Genomic DNA, 11,877 nt, shown 5'->3' with positions numbered 1-11,877 from the left:
TATAATCAGGTCATCTGGCAAATCAGACTCAATTGAACGCAGCAACGCTTAAAGACTGCGTCACCTGCCAGGCAGGTTCACTTTGGAGAACTCATCGCAATGTCATGTACCGGTCGTATTCACTCATTCGAATCTTGTGGCACCGTTGACGGTCCCGGAATCCGCTTTATCACCTTCTTTCAGGGCTGCCTGATGCGCTGCCTTTATTGCCATAATCGCGATACCTGGGATACTCACGGCGGTAAAGAAGTGACGGTTGAAGAACTGATGCGGGACGTGCTCTCTTACCGTCACTTCATCAATGCTTCCGGCGGCGGCGTCACCGCATCAGGCGGCGAGGCGATATTGCAGGCGGCTTTTGTACGCGACTGGTTCCGCGCCTGTAAAGCGGAAGGCATTCATACCTGTCTGGATACTAACGGTTTTGTACGTCGCTACGATCCGGTTATTGATGAACTGCTGGAAGTGACCGATCTGGTAATGCTCGATCTGAAGCAGATTAACGATGATGTCCATCAGATCCTCGTCGGCGTATCGAATCACCGCGTCATGGATTTTGCGCGCTATATCGCAAAAAAAGGTATCCGCACCTGGATACGCTACGTTATCGTACCGGGCTACACCGATGATGATGATTCAGCCCACCGACTTGGTGAGTTTACCCGTGACATGAGCAATATCGAGAAGATTGAGCTGCTGCCCTATCATGAACTGGGCAAACATAAATGGATTGCCATGGGCGAAGAATATAAGCTGGAAGGTGTGAAACCGCCAAAAGCAGATACGATGGATCGCATCAAGCATATCCTTGAAGGCTACGGTCATAAAGTGATGTATTAGAAAACAGCGCTGACAGACGTTAAAAAATAAGTAAGGGCGACACGGTCGCCCTTCTCTATTTCGGAAATCAGGCTCAGATGTCAGGCCTGGGCCACCGGCGTAACGTGGTGATTCACCTTACGTAACAGCATAATCAGATAAACCAGCGCCACCGCAGCAATCATCACAAACAGCAGACGGTCAGAGTAGTGCTGCATCAGCATCGCCGTCATGCTTGGACCTGCCAGGCTGCCGATGGTATAGCTCATCAACAGCGCCTGATTCATTGCCACCAGCTCATGATGTTTAACTGTTTCACAAGCCCACGACATCGCTACCGGATAAAGCGTAAAACATGAAGCCCCCAGGATAAACAGTGCCGGAGCCATCGCCGTATTGCTCAGCATCGCTACGGCGCCAAGAATCAGCACAAACACCTGCACCCGCAGCACCAGCAAACGCCCATAGCGATCGGCAAGACGGCCAATTGGCCACTGACCAATGATCCCGGCACTCACTAACAGCGCCATCCAGTAACCGACATTAGCATCACTGACGCCCTTATGAGCAAGATAGAGTGGCATCAGGCCATACAGTGAACCCAGTACAATACCGGACATAATACAGCCGTTAATTCCCAGCCTTGAGCTACGGCGGCGTAACATGGGCCATATGCGTCCCGGCGCACCCTCTTCTTCATTAGCGACCGGATTAATTCTCATAAAGAGAACAGGCAACACGCCAGCCAGAATCACCGCGCTTACCCATGGCAGCACGTTCATTATCCCCGTAGGAACTTTACTGACCAGCAGCTGACCAGCTACCGTGCCGAGATAATAAACAATCATATAAGCTGCCAGCAGCTGTCCACGATTACGCAGCGTTCCGCTACACAGCAAGGCGCTTTCCACGACTACCCATATCCAGGCGCAGCCAATACCGGCGACCAGCCGCCATACTGTCCAACTCCAGAAGCCGTCACTGAATCCCAGCGATGCGGTGGCGGTGGCAAACACCAGCGAAGCCAGATAATAGCTACGGTTAAAGCCGTAGTGTTTGATCAGCCAGCCAGCCACCAAAGTACCAACAAGGTTGCCGGTAAAATAGGAAGAGCTCACCATACCAACCTGCCAGGTTGGCAAATTATCATGGGTCAGCCATAACGGAACCAGCGTGTTCATTACGGCGATAGAAACCGTCAGCAACAGCAGGCCGCAGAGAAGCAGCACAACGGGACGAGACCAGGTGGACATCGGTAAAAATCACAGGGAAATGAGAGAAAGTGAGCGAATAGTGCCACTCCTGTTTTTAAAGTCAATGTATGGCATTTCTTGGCGGCACGATTTGCATCAGCGCGATTTAATTTTTTTATTAATCAACGTAGGCGGGTGGAAAAATTGGCGTTAAATATTTGATAAAATATATTATAATCAGATAGTTATAATTAATAAGAATAAAAATCTCGATATATTTATTTTTTGGTCTGCTGGCGTATTTAAATAATTACAGGCGCGCTTTTATTTATCCGAAATAAGCTAACGGATCGCTCTCAGATAGCGATAACTAACCGCTCTGCCCCATCACCGTTTTTTAGCTATAACCATAAAAAAGCCCGCCGGGATCAGCGGCGGGCTGGATCGATTAAATCATTAGCCGATAATTGTCAGGCCACCCATATAAGGGCGCAGCACTTCCGGCACTTCAATACGACCGTCAGCCTGCTGGTAGTTTTCCAGCACGGCTACCAGCGTACGGCCTACGGCCAGACCTGAACCGTTCAGCGTATGCACCAGACGCGATTTTTTATCGTGCTTGCTGCGGCAGCGAGCCTGCATACGACGGGCCTGGAAATCCCACATATTGGAGCAGGAAGAGATCTCACGATAGGTATTTTGCGCTGGCAGCCATACCTCCAGATCGTAGGTTTTGGCTGAGCCAGCACCCATATCACCGGTACAGAGCAGCACTTTACGATAAGGCAGATTCAGCAGCTGCAACACTTTTTCCGCATGGCCAACCAGCTCTTCCAGTGCCTGCATTGAATCTTCCGGACGAACAATCTGCACCATCTCAACTTTATCGAACTGGTGCATACGGATCAGACCACGCGTATCACGACCGTAAGAGCCTGCTTCGGCACGGAAGCACGGCGTATGGGCGGTAAGTTTGATCGGTAAAGATTCTTCTTCAACGATTTCGTCACGTACCAGGTTGGTCAGCGGTACTTCTGCCGTTGGAATCAACGCATAGTTACTGCTGTCTGCCTCTTCTTCCAGCGGACGGGTATGGAACAGATCCTCGCCAAATTTTGGCAGCTGGCCGGTACCATATAGCGTGGCATGGTTGACCAGATAGGGAACGTAGGTTTCGGTATAACCATGCTGCTGCGTATGCAGATCGAGCATGAACTGGCTCAGGGCACGGTGCAGGCGCGCAATCTGTCCCTGCATCACCACGAAACGTGAGCCGGTCAGTTTTACTGCGGAAGCAAAGTCCAGTCCTTTTGCCATCTCGCCCAGATCGACATGATCGCGTACCGGGAAATCAAACTGGCGCGGTTCCCCCCAGCGGCTGATTTCCAGATTTTCAGAGTCATCTTTACCCAACGGAACTTCGTCAGCCGGTAAGTTAGGTAACGCCAGTGAAAAATCCCGAATCTGGTTCTGCAGCGCATCCAGTTCGGCTTTAGCCGCATCCAGACGCTCGCCCAGTGCGTTAACTTCCTGACGCAGTGGCTCAATATCTTCCCCGCGCGCTTTCGCCTGTCCGATGGATTTAGAACGGGCATTACGCTCGGCCTGCAGATTTTCCGTTTCTACCTGCAGAACTTTACGGCGCTCCTCAAGCGAGTTGAGCGTCTCCACATCCAGTTTAAATCCTCGGCGTGCCAGTTTTTCTGCGACTGCGTCTGGCTCGTTACGCAGCAGATTGGGATCGAGCATGCTTATCCTGTGCTTACTGTAATTAAAAAAAGAATGTTGAACCAAAGCGTTCCTTCAGGGTCCACCTGGCTATTGCGCTAACCTTACCGCAACGCCTGGGTTAGCGGTAGCGTTTTGTCGGGCTATTTTGATCCTGCTTCGCCAGCCAGGCGAGCTTTTCACCAATTTTACCTTCCAGCCCACGGCTGGTAGGTTGATAGTAGCGAGTCTGCGCCATTTCCGCGGGGAAATAATCCTCTCCAGCCGCGTAGGCGTTAGGTTCATCATGCGCGTAACGATAGGCCTTGCCCAGCCCCATCTCTTTCATTAATTTCGTTGGCGCATTGCGCAAATGTTCCGGCACATCGAAATCCGGTTTTTCACGTGCGTCACGCATTGCCGCTTTAAAAGCGGTATAGACCGCATTGCTTTTTGGCGCACAGGCAAGATAAACAATCGCCTGGGCGATAGCGCGCTCGCCCTCCGCCGGGCCAACGCGGGTAAAGCAATCCCACGCGGCAATAGCGACCTGCATAGCTCGCGGATCGGCGTTGCCGACATCTTCAGAAGCGATTGCCAGCAGGCGGCGCGCCACATAGAGCGGATCGCCACCGGCAGTGATAATGCGCGCATACCAGTAAAGCGCGGCGTCCGGCGCAGAGCCGCGTACCGACTTATGCAGCGCCGAGATCAGATCGTAATAGCGATCGCCTTTATTATCGAAACGTGCCGCCCGCTCGCCGGAAACCTCATTTAACAGCTGAGGCGTTAGCGTACGCTTTCCTTGTGCGTCACTCTCAGCCATATCGGCCATCATTTCCAGCGTATTCAGCGCCCGGCGCGCATCGCCATTCACCAGCTCCGCAATCATGCGACGCGTTGCCGCAGGCAGCTCGATGTTCTCTTTACCCAGTCCGCGCTCGCTGTCGGTCAGCGCCTGCTCCAGCACGGTTTCGATCTCGTCGGTAGTAAGCGACTTCAGCAAATAGACACGCGCACGCGACAGCAGCGCCGAGTTTAGTTCGAAGGAAGGGTTTTCGGTCGTCGCGCCGATAAAGGTGATAGTACCATCTTCAATATGGGGCAAAAATGCGTCCTGCTGGCTTTTATTAAAGCGATGCACCTCATCAACAAACAGGATAGTCCGGCGTCCAGCCTGACGATTCTGGCGCGCCCGCTCGATCGCCTCACGGATCTCTTTAATGCCGGAGGTAACGGCAGAGATGCGCTCAACGTCAGCATTACCGTAGCGTCCAATCAACTCGGCCAGCGTCGTTTTGCCGGTGCCGGGCGGCCCCCACAGGATCATGGAATGCAGATGGCCCGCTTCAATAGCACGCGTTAGTGGTTTTCCAAGCGCAAGAAGGTGCTGCTGCCCGATATAGTGCTCAAGCAGCGTTGGCCGCATACGCGCGGCCAACGGTTGAAACTGCTCAGAAGAAAAATCAAGCGAGAGATTACTCAACTCAACCTCACTGACGTTGGTCGTCTACCGTCACCCCTTTTGGTGGCGTAAAGGTAAATTTATCGGCGCTGACCGCCCCGTTTTGCTGGCTTTTTAACATATAGCTGCTGCGCTGGCCATCCTGCTCGATAGCGCTGAACTGGTTAATCGTGCCGTTGCTGGAAACGTTCACCATAAACTGCTTCAGATTTCCGGCATCGCTTTTTGGCGTCAGTTCAAAAGTGTCGCCGTGCTGCTTCACATTATATTGCTGCCAGTCGCTGCGCTGGTTACGTGCAATCAACATAAACGGCGTGTTGCTGGTTGCGCTGTTCAGCCAGGTAGCGCTGACCTGCTCAACAAAAGGATTATAGAACCACAACGTTTTGCCGTCGGAAACGATAATGCTCTCATCCGGTGCGGTCATGTGCCAGTTAAACAGGTTTGGGCGTTTTACCCACAGTTCGCCTTCCCCTTCCTGCACGTTCGCTCCGCTGGCGTCGGTCACTTTTTGACTGAAGCTGGCATGGAAGCTGCTGACTTTATCCAGGCGCTGCTGTAGCTCGCTGGAGGCATCGGCCAGCGCACCAGCGGAGGTCAGCGCTGAAAGTAAACCACATGCAATAACTAATTTCTTCATGACTACCGATTCCTTTTCATGTCGTTTTATTTCGTGTCAGTTCCAACTCCTGTTACAGATTAGACTGACAGTTCGCTTCCCGACAGGAGAATATGCTGAAAGCGCTGTGGCAGAAGCTGCCTGATGCATAAATAAACAACGGGCCGGTTATGCCGGCCCGCTTACTCTCTGACAGCGCGAACGCCGTTTTATTACATTTCGTGCGGCGGCGGTGCCAGCACCTCGCGGTTGCCGTTATGCCCCGGCGGCGAAACAATGCTCTGCACTTCCATTTGTTCAATGATACGTGCAGCGCGGTTATAGCCAATGCGGAACTGACGCTGTACACCGGAAATAGAGGCGCGACGTTTTTCCACCACAAAAGCCACCGCCTGATCGAATAACGGATCCAGCTCTTCATCGCCATCCAGCCCCAGGCTGCCACCTTCGCTCTCTTCGCCAGCGGTAATACTGTCGATGTACTGAGGGCGTCCACGGGCTTTCCAGTCCTGCACCACCGCATGTACTTCCTGATCGCGGACGAAAGCGCCGTGAACGCGCACAGGTATCGAGGAGTTCGGCGGCATATAGAGCATGTCCCCCATTCCCAGCAGCGATTCCGCGCCGCCCTGATCGAGAATGGTACGCGAATCAATCTTACTCGATACGGTAAAAGCGATACGCGTAGGAATATTTGCCTTAATCAGGCCGGTAATCACATCTACCGATGGACGTTGCGTAGCCAGGACAAGGTGAATACCTGCCGCACGCGCCTTCTGAGCCAGACGAGCGATCAGCTCTTCCACTTTCTTACCAACTGCCATCATCAGATCGGCGAATTCATCCACCATCACTACGATATAAGGCAGTTTTTCCAGCGTTGGCGGCAGCATATCCATACTGTCACCCGGCTTCCAGAACGGATCGGGAATCGGGCGGCCCATCGCTTCAGCCTGTTCGATCTTCTCGTTATAGCCCGCGAGGTTACGAACGCCCAGCGCAGACATCAGCTTATAGCGGCGCTCCATCTCCCCGACGCTCCAGCGCAGCGCGTTGGCCGCATCCTTCATGTCGGTAACCACTTCCGTCAGCAGGTGCGGGATGCCTTCATAAACCGACAGCTCAAGCATTTTCGGGTCGATCATGATAAAGCGCACCTCTTCCGGCGTCGCCTTATACAGCATGCTGATGATCATGGCGTTTACCCCAACCGATTTACCGGAACCGGTTGTACCAGCCACCAGCAGGTGAGGCATCTTCGCCAGATCGGCAACCACCGGCTGACCAGCAATATCTTTACCCAACACCACGGCAAGCGGTGACGGATTATCGCGGAAGCTGGCGCAGTCGAGCACCTCGCGCAGATAGACGGTTTGACGACGCTTGTTTGGCAACTCCAGGCCAACATAAGGCTTGCCGGGGATCACCTCTACCACACGCACGGCGACCGCTGAAAGTGAACGAGCCAGATCGCGTGACAGATTGGAGATACGCGCAGCCTTAACGCCCGGCGCCAGATCCAGCTCAAAGCGCGTAATAACCGGCCCCGGCGAGATACCTACCACTTCTGCCTTAACGCGATAGTCTGCCAGTCGCGCCTCAACCAGGCGAGCGGTCTGCTCCAGCGCGAACATATCTACCGGCTCTTCCTCTGCGGGCGGTGAAGTCAGCAAATCCAGCGTTGGCAACGGCGTCGTCGGCTTATGCAGCGGCTGCTCATGACGCATCAGGAAAGGATGGATCAGGCTATCCGACAGCGATGATTCGCTGGCTTCCTGCACCTGCGGCTCAGCCACTGGCGCAAAGGCAGCCTGCTGTTCGTCTGCCGGAGAGAACGCAGAGTGCGGTTCTGGTGCCGATGAGAAGGCAGGCTGCGGCGCACTTTGCCAGCCGGATGGTGAAGCAGGCGTGACCGGTGCAGCTGGCTGCGGAGCCGGAACGATTTCCGGCTCACGATAATAATGCGGCTCAACTTCCTGCGCAGGCTGCTGCCACTGCGCATCGCTGGCGGGCATTTCCGGCTCCGGCGGTGCTGCGATGGTAAAAATCGGCTCGCTCGGACCATCATCAACCAGATCTTCCATCGGGGAAAAATCAAAGGCGGCGGCAGGATCCAATGTGAAGCCAGAGGTTTCAGGCTGCGGCGGATTATCCTGCGGCATTGCCTGATGCTGCCAGGTTAAATCGGGACGGGTCGGCTGCGCATAGTGCGGCTGCGTCTCCGACTGAACGGCCTGCATCGGCTGTGCTATCGTCTGTGATATAGCGGGCTCGACCTGCTCCGCCTGCGCGTAACGTTGCTGCTGTTGTTGAGCAAACTGTTGCGCCAGCGCCGCCTGCTGCATTGCGCTTTCCTCTTCTTCGCTGGCGTAATCCTGTCCATAGCGCGCTTTCTGCTGCGCCATAAAGGCGTTACGCAGCTGAGATTCATCCTGCGCGGCGGCCTGCTCATCATCCTGAGGTACAGTCGTCTGCTGTTGAGCTTCCTGTTTGGCTTTCTCTTCCGCCAGACGCTGCGACGGCAGTTTTATTCCCCAGGAGGCCAGCTCACGACGCGTCGGCAACTTGACCGGCTTCGGACGCGGCAGTTCAGGGCCGATGCCCTGTTTAATCTGCGGATTATTCTCTTCCGGCGCGCTGGCTGGCATAAAGGGCGACGCCGGTGGCGAAACGGCGGCAGAAGCAATGGCTGCTGCGGCAGCACCCGCTTGCGGCGTTGTTGTTGCGGTATCCTGCCAGTTGCCCATCTGCGGCCCTTCATCTTCGGCGTACGGCGTAAAGGCATCACTTGCCTGCTGCGGTACCTCAAAGCGGTAAAGCGGCGGCGCAACGCCATCAGCCGGAGCCGCCGGATGATTTGACTGAGACGCACTCATCGCGGGAGCTGGCTGTAACCCTTCGCCCTGCGGGGTGTATGCAGAACGGGTATCATGCTGTGCAGCTGCTGCCTGTGGCTGAGCCACCGGCATTTGCCCGACTGCAGATGGAGCAGCCGCTGGCTGGGACTGAGCGGTCACCGTCTGTGACGGTGCAGTATCGGCCTGCGGTATCGAGGTTGCGCTCTCCTCACTCTCTGGCGCATCAGCCAGTAGCGGATCGACATCTGTTTCATCATCGTCCCGCTGCTTACGCGGTGCCGACAGCAGCACATCCTCATCGTCGTCCAGCCGCGCTGCGCGTTTAATTTTCGGTGCGGGAGCGGGCTCATCGTCCTCATACCAGGTTTCTTCAGCGCGCGAGCGATTGCTGGCAAACGTCAGCACGCCCATAACCACCGCACCAATTTTTTCAGCTATCGTCAGCCAGGACCAGCCGGTATAGAGCGTCAGCCCGGCCGCCCAGATACAGAGCAAAGCCAGAGTTCCGCTGGCACCGTTCAGATAAGGCCCCATCGCATTACTGACCAGGCTGCCAATTACGCCGCCGGAAGCAAAATACCAGATATCATCGGCGTTGAGCGCCGCCAGACCACAGGTAGTGACCACCAACGCCAACACGCCGATCAGACGCAGGCCGACAGCAAAATAATCGATATAATCCTGGCGATCGCGCTGACGGAACGTAATCCAGCACAGCCCCAGAATAACGGGAGGAATGGCGTAGGCCATTACGCCGAAAATAAACAGTAACGTATCGGCCAGCCAGGCGCCAACACTGCCGCCCAGATTATGGATAGGTTCATGCCAGGCGGTCTGCGACCAGCTGGGATCGGAAGGATTAAAACTGACCAGCGCTACCATCAAATAGACGGCAAACAGCGCAACAAGAATCAGCAACGCTTCGAGCAGGCGACGACCGCTACTCAGCGGCTTAAGAGACACATCTTTATCTTCTGTATATTCCTGGCTCAAGAGAACTCTCCAGGTGCCTGTAAACTATGAAGGAAACAGCGCCGGACTAACCGACGCTGTGCCTGTATGAATTCACAGGAGTGTACCGAATACCACCAGGTTTTGCACCTGCCCTGTGTTATCGCGTTTTAATCACCAGCCGGTTGCTCTGTTTTACCTCTTCCATCACCACATAGGTGCGCGTATCGTTAACGCCCGGCAGACGCAGCAGGGTTTCGCCCAGCAGCTTACGATAGGCAGACATATCCGGCACGCGCGTTTTCAGCAGGTAGTCAAAATCACCGGAAACGAGGTGACACTCTTGAGTTTCCTCAAGTTTTTGTACAGCGGCGTTAAATTGTTCAAACACGTCGGGTGCGCCGCGATTCAGAGTAATCTCAACGAAAACCAGCAGGGATGCGTCAAGATAATGGGGATTAAGCAACGCAGTGTAGCCGAGAATAAAGCCCTGACGTTCCAGGCGGCGTACACGTTCCAGGCACGGCGTAGGCGATAGCCCAACGCGTTTGGAAAGTTCAACATTGGAAATACGACCATCTTTCTGTAACTCGTTCAGAATATTTCTGTCGATTCTGTCGAGGTCTTTTCCGGGGCGTTTTTTATTGTCTACCATTATTATTGTCTCTCTTCATTCCTTCCCTTTGCCTGCCATACCCTGAACATTATCTGTGTACAGGGTCTTTTGTTAAGCGAAGTCAGTAAGCCTGTTGCTGTACCAGCATTCATCCGCATAACGCATACTGTCTGTCCACACCATGCGCCATTACCAATGACAGGCTGAGTTTATTCGGTATTAAACGTAAAAAGTGGTATGAAAACCTATTTACATAGCCCAAATATTCTCTGCTTCCCACAATGTTTTCGCAAAAGCGCAGGCGATTGTCAAAGCAAAACATTGAAAATCAGGAGAACATGCCAACCCATTGCGGGCCGGAACCATTTAAAGTGGTTATTTCAGCCTTTTGAGCTGTGCTTCAACGTTCCCGCACCCTTTTTAACTACTCTTTTCCCGCACGATATGGTCTATCGATTAAACCTTTTACATCAATTGTTAACAAAATCGCAGAATGCTTTTTTTGCGCCGGTAAATTCCCTACAATCGGTTCCCATGTTGCCAGTTAAATAATGAGGATCTCATGGGCACGGCCACACACAGTAAATTGCTTATTCTGGGCTCTGGTCCGGCAGGCTACACCGCAGCCGTTTACGCTGCACGCGCTAACCTGAATCCGGTGTTAATCACCGGCCTGGAAAAAGGCGGCCAGTTAACCACTACGACTGAAGTTGAAAACTGGCCAGGCGATCCTGATGATTTAACGGGTCCGCTATTAATGGAGCGGATGCACGAGCACGCGCTGAAGTTCAAGACCGAGATCGTTTTCGATCATATCCATACCGTTGATTTGCAGAATCGCCCATTTCGCCTGATCGGTGACAGCGGAGAATATACGACTGACGCCCTGATTATCGCTACCGGCGCTTCCGCCCGTTACCTTGGCCTGCCGTCTGAAGAGGCGTTTAAAGGGAAAGGCGTTTCCGCCTGCGCGACCTGTGATGGATTCTTCTATCGCAAACAGAAAGTAGCGGTCGTTGGCGGCGGCAATACCGCCGTGGAAGAGGCGCTCTATCTCTCTAACATCGCCGCCGAGGTTCATCTGATCCACCGTCGCGACAGCTTCCGTGCGGAAAAAATCCTGGTTAACCGTCTGATGGAAAAAGTCGCCAGCGGTAATATCATCCTGCACACCCATCGTGAACTGGATGAAGTACTGGGCGATCAGATGGGCGTTACCTCAGTGCGCCTGCGCGCCACCCATGATGCGCAACAGACGGAAGAGCTGGAAGTGGCTGGCCTGTTTGTCGCTATCGGTCACAGCCCGAATACCGCTATCTTCGCCGGTCAGCTGGAACTGGAAAACGGCTATATCAAAGTTCAGTCCGGCCTGCATGGTAACGCCACCCAGACCAGCATCCCCGGTGTTTTTGCTGCGGGCGACGTAATGGATCATACCTATCGTCAGGCGATTACCTCTGCCGGTACTGGCTGTATGGCGGCGCTGGATGCAGAACGCTATCTGGATGGATTAGTTAAAAACAATACTTAACTTGTTAATTATCTGATCTTATTTCTTCCAGGCGACTGTTCAACAGTCGCCTTTTTTCTGGTCACCATGCTACATTGCCTGCGCCTCTGCTGGCCTGCATCTGATGAATCGGCCAGCC

Annotated in this window: 8 protein-coding genes; 2 read left to right on the top strand and 6 right to left on the bottom strand. The window is 53.8% G+C overall.

The window, feature by feature from the left end; all coding sequences use genetic code 11:
- The first annotated feature begins 99 nt into the window (after positions 1 to 99).
- Entirely contained in the window at positions 100 to 840 is a 741-nt protein-coding gene (gene pflA, locus C7M51_RS03725; protein WP_160620564.1) for a pyruvate formate lyase 1-activating protein, read from the top strand.
- Between the two features lie 80 nt (positions 841 to 920).
- On the opposite strand, the gene C7M51_RS03720 is transcribed toward pflA, so the two are convergent.
- From C7M51_RS03720 to lrp, 6 genes are all read right to left on the bottom strand, one after another.
- Positions 921 to 2,072, bottom strand: a complete 1,152-nt coding sequence (locus tag C7M51_RS03720) for an MFS transporter (RefSeq protein WP_160620563.1) — start codon at positions 2,070 to 2,072, stop codon at positions 921 to 923.
- Between the two features lie 396 nt (positions 2,073 to 2,468).
- Positions 2,469 to 3,761 (bottom strand): serine--tRNA ligase, encoded by a 1,293-nt coding sequence (gene serS / locus C7M51_RS03715; protein ID WP_160620562.1) that lies wholly within the window; start codon positions 3,759 to 3,761, stop codon positions 2,469 to 2,471.
- 100 nt (positions 3,762 to 3,861) lie between these two features.
- Complete coding sequence (locus tag C7M51_RS03710) at positions 3,862 to 5,205, bottom strand: replication-associated recombination protein A (RefSeq protein WP_160620561.1); 1,344 nt, start codon at positions 5,203 to 5,205, stop codon at positions 3,862 to 3,864.
- Between the two features lie 7 nt (positions 5,206 to 5,212).
- Positions 5,213 to 5,824: an outer membrane lipoprotein periplasmic chaperone LolA gene (gene lolA / locus C7M51_RS03705; RefSeq protein ID WP_160620560.1), complete on the bottom strand. Its 612-nt coding sequence runs from the start codon at positions 5,822 to 5,824 to the stop codon at positions 5,213 to 5,215.
- 191 nt (positions 5,825 to 6,015) lie between these two features.
- A complete protein-coding gene (locus tag C7M51_RS03700) occupies positions 6,016 to 9,654 on the bottom strand; it encodes a DNA translocase FtsK 4TM domain-containing protein (protein ID WP_160620559.1) in 3,639 nt (1,212 codons plus the stop codon).
- A gap of 118 nt (positions 9,655 to 9,772) precedes the next feature.
- Complete coding sequence (gene lrp / locus C7M51_RS03695; RefSeq protein ID WP_017347019.1) at positions 9,773 to 10,267, bottom strand: leucine-responsive transcriptional regulator Lrp; 495 nt, start codon at positions 10,265 to 10,267, stop codon at positions 9,773 to 9,775.
- 523 nt (positions 10,268 to 10,790) lie between these two features.
- Here lrp and trxB point away from each other — a divergent pair.
- Positions 10,791 to 11,759 carry a thioredoxin-disulfide reductase gene (trxB, locus tag C7M51_RS03690; protein ID WP_160620558.1) on the top strand — a complete coding sequence of 323 codons (969 nt, stop codon included), beginning with the start codon at positions 10,791 to 10,793 and terminating at the stop codon, positions 11,757 to 11,759.
- The last annotated feature ends 118 nt before the right edge of the window (positions 11,760 to 11,877 follow it).

It is taken from the genome of Mixta intestinalis (genome assembly GCF_009914055.1).
Lineage (GTDB): Bacteria > Pseudomonadota > Gammaproteobacteria > Enterobacterales > Enterobacteriaceae > Mixta > Mixta intestinalis.
This window is presented reverse-complemented; position numbering and strand designations above follow the sequence as displayed.

What these genes read in the sequence shown, in the direction of transcription:
- lrp (WP_017347019.1), bottom strand. Translation starts at nt 10,267, where the DNA reads ATGGTAGACAATAAAAAACGCCCCGGAAAAGACCTCGACAGAATCGAC.
- pflA (WP_160620564.1), top strand. Translation starts at nt 100, where the DNA reads ATGTCATGTACCGGTCGTATTCACTCATTCGAATCTTGTGGCACCGTT.
- C7M51_RS03720 (WP_160620563.1), bottom strand. Translation starts at nt 2,072, where the DNA reads ATGTCCACCTGGTCTCGTCCCGTTGTGCTGCTTCTCTGCGGCCTGCTG.
- lolA (WP_160620560.1), bottom strand. Translation starts at nt 5,824, where the DNA reads ATGAAGAAATTAGTTATTGCATGTGGTTTACTTTCAGCGCTGACCTCC.
- trxB (WP_160620558.1), top strand. Translation starts at nt 10,791, where the DNA reads ATGGGCACGGCCACACACAGTAAATTGCTTATTCTGGGCTCTGGTCCG.
- serS (WP_160620562.1), bottom strand. Translation starts at nt 3,761, where the DNA reads ATGCTCGATCCCAATCTGCTGCGTAACGAGCCAGACGCAGTCGCAGAA.